Below are 24,411 nucleotides of genomic sequence, written 5' to 3' on the forward strand. Positions count from 1 at the left end.
TAAACACTGGAAGCAATGTGAGCAATGTCGTGCCTTCGTAATGTGAACACCTAAACTTTGATGGTCTCATCTGAAAGCACGACAATGATAATCATTATCACTCTCACTTGTAAAGTGTTTTTTTTAGTCAGCGCTAATATTATTGACTCAATGAGAAAAATAGATATTTTAGTAGGTAATTCAAACAGTAAGAGTAAGGGTATGTTTATGAAAAATGTGCAGATACGCCATGTGGAGCCCACTGATTATCCTGCTTTGCAACAGCTATTTTCTCATCCACAGGTTTATCGCGACACATTACAGCTACCCCTACCTTCTCTTGATATGTGGGAAAAAAAGATCAAAGAGATACCGGCTGGGATACATAATTTAGTGGCATGTATTGATGAGAAGATTGTTGGTCAACTGACTGTTGAAGCAAATCAACGAGCACGCCGCCGTCATGTCGCGACTTTTGGTATTGCTGTTGATGTTAACTCTTGCAGGAAAGGTGTCGGCAGTGAATTGATGGCAGCCATGATTGACTTATGTGATAACTGGCTGAATATACAACGTATTGAACTGACTGTTTTTGTCGATAACCTGGCAGCAATCGCACTCTATCGTAAATTTGGTTTTGAAATTGAAGGTACCAGCCCACGTTTTGCTTTCCGCGATGGTCAGTTTGTTGATACCTATCATATGGGACGAATCAAGACATCAGAATAACCATCAGGGAATAAGGTCTATGCCCTATCCCTGAGGTCACTATTTGCAGACCGGCGGCATACAAAAGCAATAAATACACCTGCAATTTGAAAGAGGATAAATATTGCTAAATACCCGCTGTTTCTTTGATATAACGGCGGGCTTTCACTGCATATTCAAATGGGTTAGCTATCGCGGGGTCTTGCTCTGCCTCTACCACCATCCATCCCTGATAACCCTTTTCATCCAGCAATTTAAAGACCGGACCGAAATCAATAACACCATCGCCAGGTACGGTGAAAGTGCCTTTTTTTACACCATCAAGGAAACTGAGTTTCTTAGCTTTAACTTCCGCAACCACTTCATCACGAACATCCTTCAAATGAACATGATTAATACGCGGTAAGTATTTTTCTAAAATAGCCAACATCGCTTCCTGGCTACCTTCGGAATAATACGCATGGCCAGTATCAAATAGCAGATATACATCGTCATTAACCATACTCATATAACGATCTATTTCTTCACTGGTTTGAATCCCCGTCCCCATATGATGATGTAAGCACACTTGCATCCCTTTAGTGGCCGCAATCTTGGCTAATTCGTTATAACCCTCCGCTACACGCTGCCATTCAGTGTCAGTAAAGTAAGGTTTTTCTTCAAAGACTGCTTTCGTGGTTCCTTGGATACTTTTGCTTTGCTCTGAACAACCAATCACTTTTGCCCCCATTGCATGGAGAAAATTCATATGATTAGTGAATTCATCAATGGTTTTAGCGCGCTGACCATCGGCAAAAAAAGTGCTAAACCAAGCATTACAAATCTGTATGCCTCGTATTTCAAGCATAGGTTTCAGTACGTTAGGATCTCGTGGGTATTTACTGCCAACCTCACTACCGGTAAATCCAGCTAGCGCCATTTCACTGATACATTGTTGGAAAGTATTTTCTTTGCCTAAATCTGGCATATCGTCATTCGTCCAACCAATAGGAGCGATTGCCAACTTCACACGATCTTTATTCATAAGAAACCTCTGCGATACATCTAATTTATACAGATGAATACAATTAAAAGGTGATTAATTGCCCGTCCTTTAATGCAAAAAATAGTCTTTATTCACGTTTTAAATAGTGCCTAATACTCAGGTATCTATTGGGTTTTATTTCCCCAACAATTCGCGCTCAATACGTTCACGAGTCGCAACCGCCTGATGCACCATTTTTTCCGGATAACCAAAAAGAGACGTCGCAATAATTGATTCCCCGCCGACTTTAAAAGTACGATTGGCAAAATCCATATCACGTAATGTCTGGAACAGCGCGGAGAAGTCAACTTCTCCCTCACCAATACCCACATGCTGATGAATAACAGCATCAACGCCAGGTGGGTTCATAATATAACGGCAGTGTTTAGTGTGATTCATGGTATCGGCAATCAATACATGAGAAAGATCATCACCAGCATATTTCAGCATACTGGCAACATCTCCTTTGCCTTTATCATAGAAAAACGTATGGGGGACGCTATAAAGGTATTTCACGTTATCACTGCGCAGTGACTTCACTAAATCTGCGGTTTCATTATTTTCTTCACAGAAATCCCATGGATGAGATTGAATCTCGACCCGGATACCTTCACGCTCAATAATCGGTAATAACTCTTCCATTGAGCGATACCACATCTCTTCACAAACCTCAGGCTCATTTGGGTCGCCAGAAAGTTCGGTGTTAATGACCGAAACCCCCATCTCAACAGCAATTTCAATCATTCTCTTCCAGTTGGTCACTGCCGCCTGTCGCCGAGCGTCAAGTGGCCCAGCCCAGCGATATACCACGATAAAAGATGATATTTCGACCCCAGTTTCTTTTAATGCTTTCTTATACTCGGCGACAACTTCACGGCCAGCTTTGGGGTGCTTATAAAACGGATTCAACTGCGGATGTGGTGACTGCTCAATATAGTCATATCCCCATTCCGCCACCTGGCGAACCATATTAGTGATACCCAGGTCTTTAATGACATCAACATCAAATGCAATTTTCATAGCACTCCCAGTTTCACGTGAGATATATGCAAGCTTGAGATAAGGTCCGTTCGGCAATAAAAATCTGACTATGCGACAGTTTGTCAGCTGGCGCACAGGCAGCTGATATTGATATTATTTATTATAAAAAGTGGGCCGTGACGGCAAGCTTATCGGCACAATCTCACCATTATCCTGCGCTGCAATACAGGCATCTGCGGTGACTGCAGCTGCAAAACCATCCCAGGCAGAAGGTCCGGTGAGTGTTTCAGCCAAAACATCATTGATAAAGGCTTGCAGTTCCACATCGTAGGCATCGATAAAACGATCTTTCCAATCAGTGAGAATTTCATGTGATAGCCGAGCTTCGCTACGCAGCAATATTGAAGAGGGTTCAGGTAATTTGGCAATGCCGTTATCACCGACCACTTCACATTGAATATCATAGCCATACTGACAGTTCACAAAGATTTCAACGTCAATACGCGTCCCTTTTGCCGTTTCAAATAGCACAACTTGCGGGTCTCTCAGGTGAGCTTTGGCATGTTTAGCTTTGCGCGGGAAAACAACCTGAACCGAGACATAATCATCATCTAATAACCAGCGCAGCACATCAATTTCATGAATTAAAGTGTCAGTGATAGCCATACTTGTAGTGTAGTTATCACCCACTCTCGGGTTACGATGGGCGCAATGCAGCATTAATGGCTCGCCAATTTTTCCACTGGTAATCACATCTTTTAGTGCGCGATAACCTTGGTCGTAAGGTCGCATAAACCCGACTTGAACCAAGCGCTTACCTTGTGCCGCTTCTGCCTCTACAATACGCTTACATCCTGCAGCGGTTACCGCTAATGGTTTTTCACAGAATACGTATTTACCCGCAGCAACAGCCGCCAATACGAACTCTTCGTGACTTGGCCCCCAAGAGGTGACTAATACCGCATCTACCTCTTTCGCCTTAATCACTTCATACCCATCTGCATAAACATTCGCTTCGATACCCAAGTCACGAATAACTTTGGTAGCATGCTCGCGATTAATATCGGTTACGGCGACGACACGACTACCCTGCAACACCTTGCTACAACGGCGAATATGATCCTGACCAATAGCACCTGTCCCAATCACACCAATATTTAATGACATATTATTTCCCTCATGAAGTTTGGCTTGCAGGTGATCCCTGCTCGTTTTACGACTTCACATCCAGATCATGCAGTGAGTGCTAATAGTCACGGGCTTTAGCGATATTTTGCTCCAACACCCGGACCACTGCGTCCGTTCTTTCACTGTCAGATACTTGAGCAACACCCACTCGCCACCAACTCAGATACTTATGCACCATGGTCTTTGGTAGAACTTTTATGTCGATAAGCGTTGAAATCGTCTGCAGGCGGGCATCTGCCAATGCATCGATCAGTTGCTGTTCAGTGGAAACACGGTATGTTTTACAGCCATAAGCAGCAGCCAACATGGCAAAATCTACCGGGACAAAATCGCCGTCCAATTGATCCGTTTCTTGATTACGGAAACGGAATTCAGTGGCATAACTGTCCATGCCATGTTCCATCTGGAGGTTATTGATGCAGCCATTTGTCATGTTATCGAACAATATGACGTTGATTTTGCAGCGCTCTTGAATGGATGTGACCAGCTCGGAATGCAGCATCATGAAGGCACCATCGCCCACCAATGAGTAAACTTCACGGCCAGGTTCGGCCAACTTGACGCCCAATGCAGCACTGACTTCATAGCCCATACACGAATAACCATATTCAACGTGATAGCCATTACTGCCTTTTGTGCGCCACACTCGCTGTAAATCACCGGGTAAGCTGCCAGCAGCGGCAACAATGACGGCATCTTGAGGTAATTGATTATTCAGTATTCCCAACACCAGACTTTGTGTCAGGAAAGAGCCGGTTTTATTGATAAACTCGGCAAAAACCTGCTCACGGTCTAAATGGTCATTAATTTCAGGGGTGAAATCCTCAGCATGGTATTCCACCTGATAAACCCGCGTTGTCTCGGCTAATTGCTCAGTACGCATGCGGGTAATCTCCCCGTCCCAATCAGCCTGATAACGAGTACTACCAAGTTGCTGATGCAATGCAGACAATGCTTCACGCGCATCCGCCAGCAACTGTAAACCATCCAGCTTGCCAGCATCAAAAGCACTAACATTAATATTGAGGAATGAAACATCCGGATTCTGGAATAACCATTTCGATGATGTCGTAAAATCGGTATAGCGGGTGCCGACACCAATGACCAAATCAGCCTGTTTCGCCAAGGTGTTCGCCGCCAGACAACCTGTTTCACCAATACCGCCAAGATTCAATTCATGTTCTGAGCTGATAGTGCCTTTACCCGCTTGTGTTTCAACCCACGGCACACCGAAACATTCAGCAAATCGTTGCAATGCCTGACCGGCTTGAGAGTATTTTACGCCACCGCCACAGACCAAAATCGGTTTACGTTTTGAGGTCAGTAAAGCAATGGCATCAGCCAGCATGGATGCGCTAGCAGGTCGCCGGTCAAGGCGATGAACGCGTTTTTGGAAGAAGTAATCTGGATAATCATAGGCTTCAGCCTGTACATCTTGCGGCAAACACAGCGTTACGGCACCAGTCTCTGCCGGGTCAGTCAGTACCCGCATGGCATTAATACACGCACTCATCAGTTGTTCTGGCCGCGTAATGCGATCCCAGTATTTACTGACGGGCTTGAATGCATCATTGGTACTGATACTCAGGTCATGAGATTGTTCAATTTGCTGGAGCACGGGATCGGGTTGACGTGAGGCAAACACATCACCAGGAAGCAACAGTAAGGGGATACGGTTAGCTGTTGCCGTTGCGGCAGCGGTCACCATATTGGCACTGCCCGGCCCCACAGATGAGGTACAAGCATAGATTTGCTGGCGCAGTTTTTGTTTGGCGAAACCGGTCGCTGCATGGGCCATTCCTTGCTCATTTCGCCCTTGATGAACCACTAACTCGCCGCGATTCTGTTCCAGTGCCTGCCCGACGCCCAATACGTTACCGTGACCAAAAATAGCAAAAATTCCTTTGATAAATTTGATTTCTTGACCATCAACTTGCAGGTATTGATTGTCCAAAAAACGGACTAATGCCTGTGCCATGGTTAGCCGAATCTTACTCATTTACTCATCCTTTGCTCTGTTTGCGCGATACCATAGTGACTGAGATACTTTCAGCCCCAAAGGACACGTTTGCCGGAGAGAAGAAGCAGACTTAATGACTGCCACTATGCTGACAACAGTGAGGTGAAACATAGCTGGGATTATAAACAAATATTTTTTTCATAAAATCACATTACAGAAGAAACATTTCATTATGCGATGAAGATCAAATAATCAAGTAAACGCTGAAATCGCGATACCCGCATTGGCTCACATGAAATAGCATCATTACAAACCCACAAAACACAAGGCTAATGAATTGATATTATTGGTTTATATCACTCATAAATGCTTTCTATTCCTTCCTAAGAAAACCATTAATAACTGGCACAATCCTTGGGTGTAAGCCCTATTTTCCTGCGTGATATAAGGCTTTTAGCCATGTCACATATTCGGGGAATAAATTTCATTTAACCTTGAAGTTGAAATATTTATTCCTCATACTGATTTTAGAAACGTTACTACGGGTTTATTTCATCGGTCATTGTCGGGGTTTTAAAAGAAGGAAATGGGGATGGGTACACAACACAAAGTACTGGATGTCATATGTATCGGGCGAATTGCTGTCGATTTTTATGGGCAACAGATTGGTTCCCGGTTGGAAGATACCAGTACATTTGCCAAATATTTGGGCGGGTCATCAGGTAATGTCGCCTACGGCACAGCCATTCAGGGCTTGAAGTCAGGTATGTTGGCACGTGTAGGTGATGAGCATATGGGCCGTTTCCTGCGCGAGGAATTACAACGTGTTGGGGCTGATACCCGTTTTCTGATTACTGACAAGCAGCGCCTAACCGCCTTGGTTATTCTGGGTATTAAAGATCAAGAAACTTTCCCTCTGATTTTTTACCGTGAAAACTGTGCTGATATGGCTCTGATACCGGATGATATAGATGAAACTTATATTGCATCATCACGAGCACTGGCTATCACTGGCACACATCTTTCGCACCCAAATACACGCGCCGCGGTATTGAAGGCGCTGGAATACGGGCATAAGCATGGGCTACGAACTGCTCTGGACATTGATTACCGTCCAGTATTATGGGGCCTGACCTCACTTGGCGACGGTGAAACACGTTTCATTGAATCAGAAAAAGTGACTCAGCAACTGCAAGAAGTCCTGCACCATTTCAATTTAATTGTCGGTACTGAAGAAGAATTCCATATCGCGGGGGGCAGTACAGATACCCTGGTAGCGCTGCAAAATGTGCGTAAAGCAACTCAGGCGACACTGGTCTGCAAGCGTGGAGCACAAGGTTGTTCAGTATTCGAAGGGGCAATCCCCTCCAGTTGGGAACAGGTCAAACTCCATTCTGGTGTTCGCGTTGAAGTTCTCAATGTATTGGGGGCTGGTGATGCCTTTATGTCTGGTTTGCTACGCGGCTATCTTAATGATGAAAGTTGGGAGCAAGCTTGCCGTTACGCCAATGCGTGCGGCGCACTGGTTGTTTCACGTCATGGCTGCGCACCGGCCATGCCAACCAAAATAGAATTAGACGATTACCTCAGCCGTGAACACTCTGTTCCGCGCCCGGATAGTGACACTCGCCTTAATCATTTGCATCGGGTAACCACCCGTAAGCAGCAGTGGCCGGAGCTTTGCGTATTTGCCTTTGATCACCGCAAACAATTGGCTGATATGGCGCGTGAAGCGGGTGTGAGTGAAGAACGAATCCCCAAACTCAAAACATTATTACTTCAGGCCGCACAACAGGCGGCGCAAGAATCCGGGCTGGAGCATAAAAGTGGCATTCTGGCAGATACCACTTACGGCCAGGAAGCGCTCAACACCATTACCGGCCACGGGTGGTGGATAGGCCGCCCCATTGAGCTCCCCAGCTCAAGACCATTACGCCTTGAACATGGCAATATTGGCTCCCAACTCATTGATTGGCCGCTGGAACATGTCGTGAAGTGCCTGGTCTTTTATCACCCCAAAGACAGCGCGGAGCTACGCCAGCAGCAGGATGAGCTGATTCAGGATGTTTACCGCGGATGCTGTAAATCGGGGCATGAATTACTGTTGGAAGTGATTTTACCTGAAGACAATAAAGACAAAGATGAGCGTTATTATATTGAAACTATGGCACATTTCTATGCGCTAGGTATTCAACCAGATTGGTGGAAACTGCCACCACTAAGTGCTGAAAACTGGCAAAAAGTCGGTAAATTGATTGAAACTCAAGACCCCTATTGCCGAGGTGTATTGATTCTTGGGTTAGATTCTCCAGAAGCAATATTAAAGGCGGGTTTTGCCGCAGCGGCAAAAGCACCCTGGGTTAAAGGTTTTGCTGTCGGTCGCACTATCTTTGGCCAGGCATCAGGCCATTGGCTGCACGGTGAGATAAATGATGCCGAGTTGATCGCGCAAGTGAAACAAAATTATCAAACACTGATAGGCTATTGGCGAGATTATCGTCCAGTCATCTGAATTTAAAACAGCTTTAGTGGCGCTGACGAGGAAAACGTCGGCGCTATTATGCTGCTATCTGCATGGTTTATTCCTTATTAGCCTGAAAAAATCCTGATTTCTGTCAAACTTAATAAAGTAATATCTTTTGCTTATAGCCGTTTCCTTTATCATGGTTTAGTGAACGTTTTTAATTCGCAATGAAATAAAAGCAAATGCGAATATCAACAAATGAAATTTTCCAACCATCTGTTAGAATAGCTGACAGATAACCCCTGAATTTTCCTCTGCCGTGGGCCGAATGGATGAATAACCCAACTCAACTATCATTGCTACAAGACCAAATTCGTCATCGTTATGAGACATTAAGCAAACGCTTAAAACAAGTTGCCCGTTATATCCTGGATAACAGTAACAGCATTGCATTTGATACAGTTGCTTCCATTGCGGCCCAAGCCAGTGTGCCACCATCAACCTTAATCCGGTTTGCAAATGCCTTTGGTTTCAGTGGCTTTAACGAAATGAAACAGGTATTCCGTCAACATCTGATGGAAGAAACCGTTAACTATACCGAGCGCGCGCGGTTATTTCGTCAAACCTCAACTGATGGCAATACTGCGCCGGAAAAACCGGCTGAAATACTGAATGTATTTACAATGGTCAATGCGCAAGCTCTACAGCAACTGGCGGTGCAAACCAGTGCAGAACAGTTGGATAGAGCCGTCGAACTGTTAAACAATGCTGAAAATATCTATGTGATTGGCTTACGTCGCTCTTTCAGCGTGGCTTCTTACCTGACCTATGCATTACGCCATTTGGAGCGCCGGGCTTTTCTGATTGATGGGCTGGGCGGAATGTTTGCTGAACAACTGAGCATGGTCAAACCCAAAGACGTGGTCATTGCTATCAGTTACTCCCCCTATGCACAAGAAGCCTTAGAACTGGTGGAGTTAGGCGCAAAAAGTGGTGCGCAGCAGATTGCGATTACTGATAGCCAGGTGAGCCCATTAGCGGCTTTCAGCGATGTCTGCTTTGTGGTGCGGGAAGCACAAGTTGACGGGTTCCGTTCGCAGGTTGCTTCTATGTGCCTGGCACAAACCTTAGCCGTTTCCTTGGCACTGAATAACGCCAAAGCATAAGTCCTTCGGCAGATTCTCTGGCGCTGCCAAGTTAGATGCCATCTTTGGGGATCTACTTAAAATGGGTAGAGTTCTGTCTACCCATTCACTGCATATTTTAGAAAGCGACTTAGCTTTTTTCTACCGGATATTGATCACTGTTGATCCATGCATGATCTTTTTCCCAGGTAAATTTCCATAACCGTACTGGCCCTGCCATAACATTCAAATAATAGTTGTCATAGCCCGCTAATGTCGCCACGGGGTGGTAACCTTTTGGCACTTTTACGACATCTCGGTTATAAACCGGCATACATTCATCCAGTGAACGGTCGTCGGTATAAACACGTTGCATGCAAAAACCTTGCTCTGGATTTAGCCGGTGATAGTAGGTTTCTTCCAGATAAGTTTCATCTGTCGCATTTTCCTGATCATGCTTATGACTTGGGTATGAACTGGTATTCCCCTCATCGGTATAAACCTCAACCACCAACAAACTGTCTGCAGGTTTATCGTCAGGTAAGATGTTATGTACTAACCGCTGGTTACGCCCCTTACCTCGCCGCTCTACTCCCACATCTGCTGGCGTAATCAGACGAGACGGTAAATGGCCATTACCGGGCGCACGGCAGACCGCCAATTCCAAATCGGTCTCTGCCACAACTTTTACGCTATCATGGTGTGGAACATAAACAGAATAAGGCGGTGTTCGTTCGAACGGGCTCATGCGTTTGCCAATATGCGGATATTCTGCCCGGCGTGTTGATATCGAGGCAATTCCAGCAACCAATACCAAGCAGAGTTCATTTTCAGCACTCTCCAGCATCAATGTCTTTCCAGCCGTAAGGCGATAGACATCAAACCCAACAAAACGCCAGCCAGCATTCTCTGGCGAAATATGCTGAATACGCCCATCCGCATCCGGAGGCTGACATTTAGCAAGCAGTGACAACATGATGACTCTCCTGTTAACGACATGAAATTATTCTAACGAACACCCTCAAGTAGCATTAGCCCAGCGTTGGCATGCTGTATTCTGAGACAGTTTGCTGGCCTGTTGGCCAACGGGCTGTGGTTGTTTTCATGCGGGTATAGAAACGCACCCCATCAGTGCCATGAACATTCAATGCACCGAATACAGAACGCTTCCAACCACCAAAACTGTGAAACGCCATTGGTACTGGCACAGGCACATTGACGCCAACCATCCCAGCCTGAACTTCATGTACAAACTGCCGTGCATAGTGGCCGCTACTGGTGAAAATCGCGCTCCCATTGCCGAACTCATGACTATTCACCGTATTAATTGCTGTTTGATAATCAGGCACTCTGACAATCCCTAATACGGGGCCAAAGATTTCTTCCCGATAAATCTTCATCTCTGGGGTAACATGATCAAACAGTGTGCCGCCTATATAGTATCCTTGCTCATAACCAGCGACATTATAATTACGACCATCTGTTATTAATGTCGCACCCTCTGTAACTCCTTGATCTATATAACCAAGAACCTTTTTCTGATGGGCTGCTGAAATCAGCGGTCCCATTTCATTTTCTTCCCCGCCTTGCTGTATACCTGGACCGACACGTAGGCGAGCAATGAGTGGTTTTAACTTTTCAATTAATTTATCCGCGGTACTGTCACCAACGACTACCGCAATAGGCAGTGCCATACAACGTTCACCCGCCGACCCAAAAGCACCTCCCATCAATGCATTTACGGTCGCATCCAAATCAGCATCTGGCATGACGATCGCCTGATTTTTCGCGGCACCAAAGGCTTGTACACGTTTACCGTGCGCACTGGCAGTAGTGTAAATATGTTCGGCCACAGTAGAAGAACCGACAAAGCTTACGGCTTGAATTCGTGGATCTGTACAGAGTTGTGCAGCACTTTCATTAGAACAGTGAATAACATTGAATACGCCATCAGGTAAACCCGCTTCCGTCAGCAACTCAGCTAAACGAACCGATGCAGAAGGGTCCAATGCAGGGGGCTTCAGGATAAAGGTATTGCCGCATGTCAGCGCAATGGGGAACATCCACATGGGTACCATTGCAGGGAAGTTAAAAGGCGTTATCCCGGCAACAACCCCCAAAGGCTGCATCATTGAAAAGCTATCAACCCCGGTACCGACATCTGCAGAGTATTCACCTTTCAATAAGTGTGGGATACCACAGGCGAACTCGACCACTTCCAAACCGCGTGTGATTTCACCCAGCGCATCTGAATAGACCTTACCGTGTTCACGAACAATCAACTCCGCCAATTCATCACGGTGTTGTTCAATCAGCGTTTTAAAATTGAACATAATGCGGGCACGACGCAGAGGGGTAGTTCGTGACCAATCGGCAAAGGCCTGGTGAGCTACGCCGATAGCTTGCTGAACTTCTTCAGCTGTACTTTGCGTGACCTGGCTTTCAACCTTACCGGTGGCTGGATTATGAATATCGGCAGTTTGATTGCTGGAACTTAGGGAATTCTTCCCACCGATAAAGTTACTCACGATTTTCATGTCTCACCCTCTTCTTAATAGCGGCTATCGCAAGGGTCATCGAACATGGCTATAAGCCAGACACCTAACGGACCATGCGCTCAATCAGTAAGGGCTATCTTGGGTATAGCGCCGAAGATAGCCCGCAAGGCGACCAGCCGCCGGAAAGGCGAAATACCAGCCGATATGCAGACTTTATGCTATTGAAAAAAAAGTTTCAAATAACTTTCTTTGGAAATTTTGTTTTGTGCGATGTATCGCAAATTCCTGCAACGGAAAAAGGCAAAAGCTCAAAAAGACAGACCGTCCACGCAAAGCTCTCATTAGCCTAAAACTTCCTATTGCCCGCCATAAATAAGCTGTTAATCTCAAAAAACAAACCGGACTGACGATAACTGAATGAATTTAATCAGCCTGATATTTGAGCTGAATCGAAAAATTTATGTTTCGTTATTTCATTTAAATGAAATAAATGTTCTTGTTTTAAACAATATTCAGAAGAGATTTATCACGCATATCTATCACCGCAGGAGCCGGCACCATGTCTATTGCACAAGATCGTTTCTGTATTAACCGCAAGATTGCCCCCAATTTAAATATTGAAAGCTTTTTCCGTCTGGTTAAAAAATGCGGGTTAAATAAAGTTGAATTACGTAATGACATGCCGGGTGAGAAAGTGACAGATGAGTTAAGTTCAGCACAGCTCAATGCCCTGGCCGATGAGTATGAAATCGAAATTGTGACTATCAATGCCCTGCAATACTTTAATTTGCCAGAACACCGCCCAGCATTGCTGAAAGAAGCAGAAAGCATGCTACAACAAGCAAAAGAGATTCGCTGCCGCGGGGTTATTTTATGCCCAAACTGTAGCGCCAGTGACCGTCGCTCAGCCGAGCAAAAAGAACAAGACACACTGGATTCATTAGTACTATTGGCCCCATTATTTAAAAAATATCAAGTGATCGGGCTCGTGGAACCGTTAGGCTTTGGGATCAGTTCATTACGCTCTCACTTGCTGACGCAATCCATCATCCGCAAGTCAGCCGCGCCCTACAAAATGGTGCTGGATACCTTCCACTACTATCTCAGTGATGTTGCACAGGCTGAGTTCGATGCCCATATCGACGTCAATACCATTGGACTGGTACATCTTTCCGGTGTCGAAGAGACACGGCTGAAGTCCACACTCACCGATGAAGATCGTATTATGCTGAGTGAACAGGATAAACTGAACAGTAAACAACAAGTGGCAAATCTTGAACGGCTGGGCTATCAGGGAATATATGCTTTTGAGCCGTTTTCATCACAATTGAATATCTGGTCAGAAGCTGACATTGAAAGGGAAATTCGCCAAAGCATTATGTACTTACAAAACTAGCATTCGAATCTGATATTGAAAACGGCTAAGCTCATAAAACTTAGCCGCTTTTTATTGATAAATCGTCAGGAAACTGGCGCTCCCTGGCTCCCAAAACATCGGATAAAATTTATCTCTGTTAGCCGTTTTACTGTCTGAGCCCACTATTTGGCACTACGGCCGCGCCATCGCACAGCCAGGCTCGCAACTCCAGCGAGAGTAATGAGGGCAACCACGCCAGTCCATCCCATTTTTTCCAGCATCAGGCTACCCAAAGCGGAACCGACAGCCATCCCGACAAACACGCCAGTAAATAGCAGCGCATTAAGCCGGCTGCGAGCCGAAGGTTCCAGGCTATAAATGATAGTTTGATGCGCCACCAGCGTGGCCTGAACACCAAAATCAAACCCAATGGCGCTGACCACAATAAGCCCTATCTGAAGGTGAAATGGTAACAGTGGCAAAAGGAACAGAGCAGCAAAGGACAGTGTCGCCAGGCTTGTACCCATCAGCGTCACCACTTGCGGCCCTCGACGGTCTGCCAATGAACCAGCTAATGGTGCAGCCAATGCCCCTGCGGCACCGGCAAGACCAAACGCCCCCGCTACAGCGCTGCCAAGGTGATAAGTATCCTGCAACATCACCGCCAATGTTGACCAGAAAGCACTAAACCCGACAGACAGTAGCCCTTGTGATAATGCAGCCCGACGTAACTCTTTAAACTGTAACCATAAATGGTTCATTGAAGCGAGCAACGCCGGATAACTCAGTGCCGAGGTTGCCGCTACTCGCGGTAAACTGCGCCATATCACCAGCGTTATCAGAATGACTGACAGTGCAGCCCCCATATACAGCAACCGCCAGCCAAAGTACTCGGCGACAAAGCCACTTAGGACCCTTGAGAGTAAAATACCCAGTAGCAAACCCGTCATGACAGTACCGACTGTTTTCCCGCGTTGTGCCGCCGAGACTAATGTTGCAGAAGCGGGAACAATATCCTGTGCCATTGTTGCGGCAATCCCGATAATAAAACTGGTCACCAGCAACGCGCTGATACCAGGGACAAAACCACTGAACATCAAAGCAGCGGTCAGTAGAATACCTTTCAATAAAATGATAATCCGGCGGTCATGGCGATCCCCTAACGGAGCAAGTAACAGTATGCCCAAGGCATAACCAATCTGTGTCAGTGTAGGCACTAAGCCGACCGCACCGACACTGGCGTGTAAATCAGACCCCATGATGCCGAGTAGCGGCTGGCTATAATAAATTGATGCGACGCTAAGGCCTGCGCCAGTTGCCAACATCAGAACTTTTCGGCCGGAAAGGGTTTCCCCAGCACTTTCTGTGTGAGTTGATACGGTTTGAATGACTGACATGATGGCTACCTGTAATGATATTGAGCCTGTATTTTTGCGTGCACAGACCTATCTTGGTAGTCGCCTGGAGAGTAAAACTGTTATACGCTTAGCGTATGACAGAACCTAATTTAGTAGGCATCGACCGTATAGAGTTGATGCAAACATTTATTCGTATCGTCGAAGCGGGCAGTTTGTCTGCGGCCGCAGCACGTTTGGGGACTAGTCAGCCGACTATCAGCCGCCGTTTGCAGACATTAGAGCGGTTGCTTGGCCTGAAATTATTGCAGCGCACCACGCATATCATGAAGTTGACCGATGATGGCGAACGTTGCTATTCCCATGCCAAACAGCTTGTTGAGAGCTGGAGCACAATGGAAGATGATCTACGGGGCGCATCGGACGAACCGAGAGGATTACTGCGTGTTTTGGTCCCCCACGCTTTTGGACAAGACCAATTAATCAAACCACTTAAAGACTTCCTACACCAATACCCGAAAATGTCAGTTGAATGGATGCTAAATGATCGCCGCCCCGACTTTATTGCTGAAGGCATTGATTGCGCCATTCAAGTGGGGGCCGTAACTGATCCGTCAGTCGTAGCGATTTTATTGGCCGAAGTGCCCCGTATCGTGGTTGCCGCCCCTGAATTGCTAGATAATAAGCCGGTGCCAACTCATCCCGAACAATTGCAGGATTACCAGTGGCTGGCATTGAATTCGTTTTATCGTAGTGAAGTCGCGCTAAGCCATAAAACAAATGGTGAAATTTATCGTTTTTCCATACAACCGCAATTAAGTACCGACAGCCTGTATGCATTACGAAATGCCGCGCTAGCAGGATTAGGAGCAGGGATCGCATCGACATGGGTAATAAGTGATGATCTCGTGCAAGGGCGTTTAGTTCATCTGGCACCCGACTGGCATGGATTACCTTTGCCAATATATTTGGTTTACCCCCACGCCAGCTACTACCCGGCCAGATTGCGGGCATTTCTTGATATTATGCGCCAGGCAATGCCAAGCCTGGCCGGTACACAACTTCCCACCAAGAATCGCAGAAATAAAGCCCGGTAGTCGTAACCCGGCAGAGTAACCAGGGGGTAATAAGCCCCCTGTTGAAATTGAAAATAAAATGTTATGGATCTTGATATATAAAAATGACTAAGGACTAGCTAACAATACTATCGACTTTCACAGTAAAGTCTTTCATACATTCAGCCATATATTGTTGAGTGACCTTCGTCACTTTTTCATAATTATTTGCTTGCCACTGTTCCAGTGGTGCTTTAACTGGTGTAGGTTCACACGTTAAATACATCCCACTCTTTTGCCAAGATTCTTTATTTTTACTAAAGTGCGTAATATATCGCAATTCATAATCAGTTTCTGATCCGGATAAATTCTCATACATTAATAACCAGACTTTTGGACGTACTTCTATTTTTTCCATATAAAGATGTTTAGGTTTGTTCGCCAACCCTTTCTTTACTTCAGCCTCAATATTTGGCATGAAGTAACCAATACTTGGGTTACTCAAAACAACTATTTTCGTCCCTCTTAAATCCTCTTTGCTGAAAGTGCTACCCGAAGCACCACCGGCAAATGCCTGGGCCACGAAAGCCACGACAGAGAGTCCTACAGCGGCAGCCGTATCGCCACGGGTGACAAGGCGTAACGAGGTATCTGTTGCATGGCTACCACCAGTTTCTAACGCGTTATAAGCGGATATTGGTATCTCAGCACCATTATCGCCACGAATAGCTTTCTTTTCGACTTCAGTATCAAAGGCCTGCTTTCCAGCACAACCCGATAATAATGCAGACACCAATATAAGACAGAGAGATTTAGAATATGTCACTGTATAGTCCTTTAAATAAAAATAAGTCAATAAATTGATATTTAAATAATTTAATTTATTAGATGAGAATGTAACCTAATACTATATTTTTATATACACAAAGGTCGAAAACAAAGTAACCGCTTATGTAGGATATGAATCATATCATTATCGTTGAAAATAATAATCCATCTTTTTTGATAAGAACTATCAAGCAGAATTTAAATCTTCTTTAAGTGAAATTAGCAATAATAAAAATACGCTATCACACTTCAATAAAATAAAATTACTATATGACTGTTACTATTAACACGCTATAAGACTTTATCTTCTACCATGTCACTCATTACCTTGTCACCGCCAATCCATTAAGCTATTACTCAACAAATAATTAACATTTTGTATTAGAATAATCTACTAATTAAAAAAATCACTAAAAAACATATTGTTTTATCTATGGTACATATTACAAAAAAGAAACTTATTTTCACGTGACAATAATATAATATTTTGTAATCTTGATTGTCATCTTAATAAAATGAGTATCCTACAATGATAAAATTAATAATTACCGATCTGGATGGCACTTTTCTTAATGAGAAAGGGGATTACAATCGAGAGATGTTTCAGGACGTCAAAAAAATCATGGCACAGAAAGGTGTCCATTTTGCGATATGTACCGGTAAACAATGCGAACGTGTAGAGGAACTTTTCACGGGTGATGCTGAACAGTTCTGGATTCTGGGTGATAGTGCCACCAGAATAAAATATAGAGGCGAATATGTTTATCAATCGTTAATTGAAAATACACTTGGACTGGAGATTATTTCCACTTTGGAGGCTATTAATAAAGAACCCGTCATCATTGCTTGTACATCAGACGGCGCTTTTATTAAGAGTTCTGTATCTAAAGAAATGGAAGGTAAAATCAAAAATTCATATGCCAAAGTAACAAGGGTCGATGAATTTTATCAAGTAAATCATGATTTTGTTAAAATATCTATTTATGATGAAAAAGGGCGCTGCCCTGATTTCAAGCCTCATCTACACAAGTTCTTTGATAAAGCCTATATCGTGGTATCTGAAGATGCCTGGATTGATATTGCCGATGTCGGCGTGCATAAAGGGCATACAGTGGAAATCCTACAGAACTTATTGAATGTTAATAAAGATGAGACCATGGTGTTTGGTGATGGACTGAATGATATTGAATTAATGGAAAGAGCGACCTTCAGTTTCGCCATGCGAAATGCTTTTGAAGAAACAAAATCTGCTGCAAATTACATCACAGGTAGGAATACAGATAATGCCGTTATATTAACCATTCAAAGGATGCTTACACTTCAATAATATAATAGCCACATTGAGCTGACCGAATTTATCTGGAGGATCAGGGAAAAGCATGCGCACTGAGACATATCTGTACTTACCGTCTTGGTATTTGCCAATCTATCTCGCTGCGAATAGACCCAACCCTGACCTTCCCACTTTAATATCCCAGCTTATCGTTAGCACACACATACCGATGGAAACATACAATTTGTGTTCACACGTCAATAAATAATCATTTAAAATCAAACAACTAATCAATTAACTTACCAATCGATACCTTTTTGCGCCTTAATTCCACTATCAAATGCATGTTTAATTGGCCGCAACTCACTAACCGTATCCGCGAGATCAATAATATTACGGTGACAAGCACGCCCAGTGATAACAACGCTTTGATTCTTTGGCCGGTTTTTTAGCACAGTAATCACCTCATCTAGCACCAAATAGCCGTAGGTAATCATGTAAGTCAACTCATCCAAAATCACCAGTTCGTAACAGGGGTCAGATAACATGCGGCAGCCCTGTTCCCATACCACTTTTGCCGCAAGAGTATCAGCCGCTTTATCTTGTGTATCCCAGGTAAAACCCGTCGCCATAATATGAAACTCGACACCATTGCGTTCCAGTAGGTTGCGTTCACCATTTTCCCATGTCCCCTTGATAAACTGAAGCGCACCGACCCGCATACCATGCCCCACCGCGCGGGTGGCTGTCCCAAAAGCAGCCGTAGTTTTCCCTTTGCCATTGCCAGTAAATACAATAATGAGGCCACCCGTCTTGGTCGCATCCGCAACCCGCGTTTCAACGTGATCTTTAAGGCGTTGCTGCCGTTGTTGATACCTTTCATCATGCACAGTGAAACCCTCGAATAAAAACTACTGCTGGCAACCAGCACAGGCCTTCATCTGAATCTGGTCAAAAAAAGAGTTACCTTTATCATCCAGTAAAATAAAAGCCGGGAAGTTTCTAACTTCCATTTTCCACACCGCTTCCATTCCCAACTCGGGGTACTCGATGCATTCCAGACTTTTGATGTACTCCTGCGCCAAAATAGCCGCAGACCCACCAATGCTACCCAGATAAAATCCACGGTGTTTCTGACAAGCATCAGTGACTTGCTCGCTGCGGTTGCCTTTTGCCAACATGACCAGGCTGCCTCCATGGGATTGGAAGAGATCCACATAACTATCCATGCGCCCGCCTGTTGTTGGTCCCATCGAACCTGAAACAAACTCGTCAGGCTTTTTCGCCGGCCCGGCATAGTAGACAGGGTGATCTTTCATGTACTGCGGTAACTCTTCTCCCCGCTCTAAACGCTCTTTCAGTTTGGCGTGAACAATATCGCGCGCCACAATCAACGGGCCATTAAGTGATACACGGGTAGAGACTGGATAACAGGAAAGTTGTTCACGAATTTTATTCATCGGCTGGTTAAGATCGATATTAACCACCGTTCCTTCATTATTCACTCGCAAATGCTCAGGAATATATTGCTCAGGATGGCGTTCCAATTTTTCGAGCCAGATACCCTCTTGGTTAATTTTGGCTTTAATATTACGATCAGAAGAACATGAAATAGCCATACCTATCGGACAAGAACCGCCGTGGCGCGGTAAGCGAATAACCCGTATATCGTGAGCAAAGTATTTTCCACCAAACTGAGCACCTAAGCCAAAGTCACGAGATGCCTGTAGTAATACCTGTTCAAGTTCCGTATCACGAAACGCCTGACCATATTCATTACCTTCGGTAGGTAAATTGTCATAATATTTGGTAGAGGCCAGTTTGGCTGTCTTTAATGTTAATTCCGCAGAGGTTCCGCCAATGACAAACGCAATGTGATAAGGAGGACATGCCGCTGTTCCTAGCCCTCTCATTTTCTCGATTAAAAAGGCTCTGAGCTTTTTAGGTTCCAGAACAGCTTTTGTTTCCTGATATAAAGCCGCTTTGTTTGCAGAGCCGCCCCCTTTATTCACAAACAGAAAGGTATATTGTGCACCAGGAGTAGCAAAAATATCGATTTGACCAGGAAGATTAGTTCCGGTATTCACTTCGGTATACATATCTAATGCTGCATTTTGAGAATGGCGCAGATTATCGTGGCGGAAGGTGTTATAGATACCGCGGGATAAAGCTTGCGCATCATCACTATCAGTCCAAACTCGTTGGCCTTTTTTAGCCACAATAGTGGATGTGCCCGTATCCTGGCAATTAGGTAAAATACCTTTAGCTGAAATCTCGGCATTACGTAATAACTGAAGCGCGACATATTTATCGTTTTCGCTTGCCTGAGGATCATGCAAAATAGCTGCAACTTGCTGTTGATGAGCAGGACGAAGAAAAAATGAAGCATCATGAAAAGCTTGCTGAGACAACAATGTCAGTGCTTCAGGTGAAACTTTTAAGATATCTTTACCTTCAACTTTAATAATAGAAACATACTTATCTGTTAATAAGTAATACTCTGTTTCATCCTCAGAAAGAGGGAATAGCTCTTGATAAAAAAAGTCATTTTTATACATTATAGTCACTCAATTAGCCAAATGATAAATAGCGAGCAGAACTGGCCATTAATTACATAAGAAATGATTTAAGTAATAGTTAACATATTGCATGCGTTACCCAACCATTATTGATGTAATCAAATAAAAAGCAATTGTTCTCTCTGCAACACATAATGCTTATTAGTGAATAATATTCTAATACTTTTTTTAATTTCAAAAAAACACGCTATTCTCTTAAAGAAAATTTTATATTTGATCACTTTGCGAATGAGTACTTTATAAAAATCAGTCAGCCCACGTTCTCTTCAACTCTTCTTCTTTTGATTTATCATGGATCCAGCGACTGAACTTTTGCAAACTCCGCAGCCCTCTTTTACCGTCCTTATAAGTCAAAACAAAATGGTTTCCGGTGCTCATAGGTAGATCACAAGGAATGACCATATCCCCATTGTCTAAGTCTTTATGAATAGCAAAGCGAGGCAATAACGCCACGCCAAGGTTAGAGCGAACCGCAGAAATCAGCATTGATAAGAGATCCAGACGTGGCCCCATCCTAACTTTAGGACTATTAACACCCGACAATGCAAACCAGTCATACCAGGCATCCAAGCGTGTCGTTTGATGAAGTAATGTAAATTCCTCCATCAATTGCTCCGCGCGCATGACTTTTTTGTCATCACGCCACAACATGCGGCTGCAGACAGGGACCAGCTCTTCTTCAAAGAGATGCTCATTTTGCGCCCACGGGCTACTGAAATCTTCACGCATAATTGCCGCATCATATTTCAGATTCAAAAAATCAGCGCCGGTCGTGAGAGCAGTTAAATTGAGGACAATTTCCGGATGACTTTCATGAAAACTACTGAGATTAGGAATAAGCCAATGGGTACTAAACGTGGGAGTTACAGCCAATTCCAGAACTTGTTGCGTCGACTGGTAAGACATAATACTTTGCGTGTCTTTTTCCAGTTGTTCTAATGTATCTCTGACCAAATCCAGGTAATAACGCCCTGCATCATTGAGAAAAATCCGTTTACGAACATGGTGGAATAATGACACGTTAAGGAATTCTTCCAGAGCCGTTATTTGGCGGAAAACGGCACTTTGCGTTAGTGCTAACTTTTCCGCCGCTCTTGTGTAGCTTTCATATTGAGCGACGGCTTCAAATGTCACTAATAAGTCAGTTTTTGGAATTTTGTAACGCATTGTAACTCACCCATTATTTCATAAAATAATTTACTAAACGGCCAGATTTGCCGAGACAGTTATATTAGAAATTAATATCGTATTTTATTGATTTTTTAACATACACAGTTTTATTTATATGGACACTGCGCTCAGTCGTTTTTGTGATAGTCTTCATAATTATAAATAATAAATGCAATCTAACAGTTAAAAATAAAAATAATTAATAAAAACATAACTGATGACAATGCAATAATAAATTTCACAGAAAAATTGAACATCATATATTTTGAAGAGTTCATTCCGTAAAGTGATTAAATAATGGGAGCGGGGTCAAGTATCGAATGCATTTATTGATGGATAATGACGCGGTATTTTTAAGTTGTTCGTAGCTTATATAATATATTTTAAGGTTATTCTAATGAGAATAGGGAAAGTATTGTTAGTTGGCGCGGGTCCAGGGGATGCATCATTAATCACTGTGAAAGGGTTACTTGCCATTCGTGAAGCTCAAGTTCTTGTTCATGACCGCTTAGTGAATTCGGAGTTAATTTCTCAAGCTCCACCTAATTGCCAGATTATTAACGTCGGAAAAACCTCAAATCACCATCCAGTTCCTCAGGAACAAATCAATCAAATCCTTATTGATCATGCTTTAGTGGGCAAGAACGTGGTGCGCCTTAAAGGCGGTGACCCTTACGTGTTTGGTCGTGGTGGTGAGGAAGTTGAAAGTCTTTCGCGCTATCAAATCCCCTTTGAAGTTGTTCCCGGTATCAGTTCTTCTATTGGTGGATTGGCCTATGCCGGTATTCCTGTCACCCATCGTCATTATGCTTCCAGCTTTCATGTGGTCACCGGACATATGTGTCAGGGGAATGAACCACAAAATTGGAACGCGCTGGCGCAATTAGACGGCACACTGATCGTGCTGATGGGCATGACCCGACAAGAGGAAATTTGCCAGTTGTTAATTCAAGGAGGGAAATCACCGGATACCCCCGCTGCTGCCGTGATGTATGCCAGCCATCAACAACAAAAAATGGCCAAAGGGACACTCAGCACCCTAAAAGATGAAATCGCACGTCAAAAGCTGCGCGCCCCCGCACTGCTGGTGATTGGCAATGTCGTGAATCTGAGTGATGTTTTGGCCTTTACTGCTCACCAAACCGATATCAATCATAAGTCACTGTTACAGGTAATATAATGTGCTGCCAGCAAAAATATTTTGGCGCGGAGGCCCCCTCGCATGGCTGAAGCGTGCTGTCCCGCCTCTTGCGGTGAGTTGCTCCAGGGATGGATTCTCGGTGGAGAAAAACTGATCTCTTGCCCCATAAATTGGTATAGCAGAGTCTCAGTTACACCAGGAAAACCGGGGCAAAATGAACGGCCCCGGATGCGTCAAATGCTTAAACACGTCTTGGCACACTTCGGAGAATCGCCCTTACTGGTAGAGAGAATCTGTATCGAGTTTGAATCAACAATTCCCGTAGCAAAAGGTTTAGCCAGTAGCACCGCTGATATTGCAGCAACAGCTATTGCCACCGCTCGGTTACTTGGGCAATCACTAAGTGATATGACGTTGGCCCGGCTTTGTGTTGCGCTCGAGCCGACTGACAGCACCATATTTAAAGATCTCACTCTGTTTGATCATCAGACAGCACAAACTCAACTGCCATTTTCTTGGTTACCTGATATCGATATTGTGTTGCTTGAAAGTTCGCAGACGCTGGTGACAGCAGAATTCCACCAACGAAATCGCCATTCCCTTTTGTTGAAACAAGCACCCAATTTGGCAAAAGCGATGCAGCAATTTCGCTTAGCGAATGAGAGGCGCTGCTGTCATAGGCTTGGTGAGGCGACCACATTGAGTGCTATCGCCAGTGAATCCACACTGCCTAAACCCCAATTTCACCAATTGCTAGATATTGTTGAACACTGTGGCATTTATGGTTTGAATGTGGCCCACAGTGGTAGTGTTATTGGATTGCTGTTTAACCCTCATCGGCATGATCGAGATCGTATTATTCACACTTTGCATCACAAATCGTTAATACAATATTATCCAAAGATACATTTAGTCAAAATAGTGGCTAGCGGAGTGAGTTAATAAATATGCCTCTATCACTAACATTACCAATAATAGTTATTAATCATGATGGTTAAATATATGATCAACATCACAATGCTGACATAAATAATAATCATACCTAGATCACGCTTTTGCTTTAAATATGACTATCAATTCACATTGCATTTATAGATGGTTATTAGGAATCAATACGAAATAAAAGTTAAGGTGGTGATTTTATTTGAAATAAATTAAAAATATTTTTATAAGCTGTTTTTTTCAAGATGTCCTGACAATAAATCAATTGTATTTGACTTATCGGAGAAGCACATTACAAACCAATGAAACTAAAACCTACCACTATCAGTTTTATATAGAATACGTAAATAAAGTTAGTTATGAAAAATATAATAGTTTCTCGTGGAAACCTGGGTAATTCTTAATTTTCCACCAAAAAAAATATATGGAATGTAATCTACATAGAGGGCAAAACATGCAAAACCCAACAATTGTTATTGGCGTCATTGGTGCTGATTGCCATGCTGTTGGTAATAAAGTGCTCGACCGGGTATTTACCATGCACAATTTCAGCGTAATTAATCTCGGCGTTATGGTGAGCCAAGATGAATATATTGATGCCGCCATTGAAACCGGCGCTCAGGCCATTGTCGTTTCCTCTATTTATGGGCATGGCGAGGTAGATTGCATCGGTATGCGTGAGAACTGTGTTGAACGCGGAATTGGTGAAATATTGCTCTATGTCGGCGGAAACCTGGTTATCGGTAAACATGATTTTTCAGAAATCGAAACCAAGTTCAAAGGAA

20 protein-coding genes are annotated in these 24,411 nt (G+C 43.9%); 9 read left to right on the forward strand and 11 right to left on the reverse strand.

What is annotated here, in order from left to right:
* Positions 1-207 precede the first annotated feature (207 nt).
* The gene (locus ACNSO8_RS15920; RefSeq protein ID WP_418395184.1) at positions 208-708 is read left to right on the forward strand and encodes a GNAT family N-acetyltransferase; all 501 of its coding nucleotides are present in this window, start codon (positions 208-210) and stop codon (positions 706-708) included.
* A gap of 106 nt (positions 709-814) precedes the next feature.
* Here the strand turns inward: ACNSO8_RS15920 and iolE are convergent, their stop codons facing one another.
* From iolE to iolD, 4 genes are all read right to left on the reverse strand, one after another.
* Complete coding sequence (gene iolE / locus ACNSO8_RS15925) at positions 815-1,711, reverse strand: myo-inosose-2 dehydratase (RefSeq protein ID WP_418395185.1); 897 nt, start codon at positions 1,709-1,711, stop codon at positions 815-817.
* 135 nt (positions 1,712-1,846) lie between these two features.
* Positions 1,847-2,731 (reverse strand): sugar phosphate isomerase/epimerase family protein, encoded by an 885-nt coding sequence (locus ACNSO8_RS15930; RefSeq protein ID WP_418395186.1) that lies wholly within the window; start codon positions 2,729-2,731, stop codon positions 1,847-1,849.
* A gap of 114 nt (positions 2,732-2,845) precedes the next feature.
* The gene (locus ACNSO8_RS15935) at positions 2,846-3,859 is read right to left on the reverse strand and encodes a Gfo/Idh/MocA family protein (protein ID WP_418395187.1); all 1,014 of its coding nucleotides are present in this window, start codon (positions 3,857-3,859) and stop codon (positions 2,846-2,848) included.
* Positions 3,860-3,938: 79 nt separating this feature from the next.
* On the reverse strand, positions 3,939-5,879 hold the full coding sequence (iolD, locus tag ACNSO8_RS15940; RefSeq protein ID WP_418395188.1) for a 3D-(3,5/4)-trihydroxycyclohexane-1,2-dione acylhydrolase (decyclizing): 1,941 nt from the start codon (positions 5,877-5,879) through the stop codon (positions 3,939-3,941).
* A gap of 553 nt (positions 5,880-6,432) precedes the next feature.
* On the opposite strand from iolD, the gene ACNSO8_RS15945 reads away from it, so the two are divergent.
* Together ACNSO8_RS15945 and ACNSO8_RS15950 are read left to right on the forward strand one after the other, a co-directional pair.
* The gene (locus ACNSO8_RS15945; protein WP_418395189.1) at positions 6,433-8,352 is read left to right on the forward strand and encodes a bifunctional 5-dehydro-2-deoxygluconokinase/5-dehydro-2-deoxyphosphogluconate aldolase; all 1,920 of its coding nucleotides are present in this window, start codon (positions 6,433-6,435) and stop codon (positions 8,350-8,352) included.
* 284 nt (positions 8,353-8,636) lie between these two features.
* On the forward strand, positions 8,637-9,470 hold the full coding sequence (locus tag ACNSO8_RS15950) for a MurR/RpiR family transcriptional regulator (RefSeq protein WP_005157438.1): 834 nt from the start codon (positions 8,637-8,639) through the stop codon (positions 9,468-9,470).
* A 109-nt stretch (positions 9,471-9,579) separates the two neighbouring features.
* Here ACNSO8_RS15950 and iolB read toward each other — a convergent pair whose 3' ends face one another.
* Both iolB and ACNSO8_RS15960 read right to left on the reverse strand, forming a co-directional pair.
* The gene (gene iolB / locus ACNSO8_RS15955; RefSeq protein ID WP_418395190.1) at positions 9,580-10,404 is read right to left on the reverse strand and encodes a 5-deoxy-glucuronate isomerase; all 825 of its coding nucleotides are present in this window, start codon (positions 10,402-10,404) and stop codon (positions 9,580-9,582) included.
* Positions 10,405-10,459: 55 nt separating this feature from the next.
* The gene (locus tag ACNSO8_RS15960) at positions 10,460-11,965 is read right to left on the reverse strand and encodes a CoA-acylating methylmalonate-semialdehyde dehydrogenase (protein WP_418395191.1); all 1,506 of its coding nucleotides are present in this window, start codon (positions 11,963-11,965) and stop codon (positions 10,460-10,462) included.
* A gap of 520 nt (positions 11,966-12,485) precedes the next feature.
* On the opposite strand from ACNSO8_RS15960, the gene ACNSO8_RS15965 reads away from it, so the two are divergent.
* Complete coding sequence (locus tag ACNSO8_RS15965; protein ID WP_418395192.1) at positions 12,486-13,322, forward strand: TIM barrel protein; 837 nt, start codon at positions 12,486-12,488, stop codon at positions 13,320-13,322.
* A 143-nt stretch (positions 13,323-13,465) separates the two neighbouring features.
* Here ACNSO8_RS15965 and ACNSO8_RS15970 read toward each other — a convergent pair whose 3' ends face one another.
* Positions 13,466-14,680, reverse strand: a complete 1,215-nt coding sequence (locus tag ACNSO8_RS15970; protein ID WP_418395193.1) for an MFS transporter — start codon at positions 14,678-14,680, stop codon at positions 13,466-13,468.
* Positions 14,681-14,775: 95 nt separating this feature from the next.
* Between ACNSO8_RS15970 and ACNSO8_RS15975 the strand changes: the two genes are divergently transcribed.
* Positions 14,776-15,735 (forward strand): LysR family transcriptional regulator, encoded by a 960-nt coding sequence (locus tag ACNSO8_RS15975; RefSeq protein ID WP_418395194.1) that lies wholly within the window; start codon positions 14,776-14,778, stop codon positions 15,733-15,735.
* Positions 15,736-15,829: 94 nt separating this feature from the next.
* On the opposite strand, the gene ACNSO8_RS15980 is transcribed toward ACNSO8_RS15975, so the two are convergent.
* A complete protein-coding gene (locus ACNSO8_RS15980) occupies positions 15,830-16,519 on the reverse strand; it encodes a hypothetical protein (protein ID WP_418395195.1) in 690 nt (229 codons plus the stop codon).
* Positions 16,520-17,050: 531 nt separating this feature from the next.
* Here ACNSO8_RS15980 and ACNSO8_RS15985 point away from each other — a divergent pair.
* Positions 17,051-17,848 carry an HAD-IIB family hydrolase gene (locus ACNSO8_RS15985; protein ID WP_418395196.1) on the forward strand — a complete coding sequence of 266 codons (798 nt, stop codon included), beginning with the start codon at positions 17,051-17,053 and terminating at the stop codon, positions 17,846-17,848.
* A gap of 245 nt (positions 17,849-18,093) precedes the next feature.
* Here ACNSO8_RS15985 and cobO read toward each other — a convergent pair whose 3' ends face one another.
* The 3 genes from cobO to ACNSO8_RS16000 all read right to left on the reverse strand — a co-directional run bounded on the left by cobO (position 18,094) and on the right by ACNSO8_RS16000 (position 21,540).
* Positions 18,094-18,684, reverse strand: coding sequence for a cob(I)yrinic acid a,c-diamide adenosyltransferase (gene cobO / locus ACNSO8_RS15990; RefSeq protein WP_418395197.1), 591 nt, complete (start codon positions 18,682-18,684; stop codon positions 18,094-18,096).
* 21 nt (positions 18,685-18,705) lie between these two features.
* Positions 18,706-20,352, reverse strand: a complete 1,647-nt coding sequence (locus tag ACNSO8_RS15995) for a fumarate hydratase (protein WP_418395198.1) — start codon at positions 20,350-20,352, stop codon at positions 18,706-18,708.
* 267 nt (positions 20,353-20,619) lie between these two features.
* Complete coding sequence (locus ACNSO8_RS16000; protein WP_418395199.1) at positions 20,620-21,540, reverse strand: LysR substrate-binding domain-containing protein; 921 nt, start codon at positions 21,538-21,540, stop codon at positions 20,620-20,622.
* 400 nt (positions 21,541-21,940) lie between these two features.
* On the opposite strand from ACNSO8_RS16000, the gene cobA reads away from it, so the two are divergent.
* The 3 genes from cobA to glmS form a co-directional block, all read left to right on the forward strand.
* Positions 21,941-22,723 (forward strand): uroporphyrinogen-III C-methyltransferase, encoded by a 783-nt coding sequence (cobA, locus tag ACNSO8_RS16005; protein WP_418395200.1) that lies wholly within the window; start codon positions 21,941-21,943, stop codon positions 22,721-22,723.
* A 42-nt stretch (positions 22,724-22,765) separates the two neighbouring features.
* Positions 22,766-23,626 (forward strand): GHMP kinase, encoded by an 861-nt coding sequence (locus ACNSO8_RS16010; RefSeq protein WP_418395201.1) that lies wholly within the window; start codon positions 22,766-22,768, stop codon positions 23,624-23,626.
* A gap of 454 nt (positions 23,627-24,080) precedes the next feature.
* The coding region (glmS, locus tag ACNSO8_RS16015) for a methylaspartate mutase subunit S (protein ID WP_418395180.1) at positions 24,081-24,411 on the forward strand (331 nt) is incomplete at its 3' end.

The organism is Yersinia sp. LJYL362, assembly GCF_048323875.1.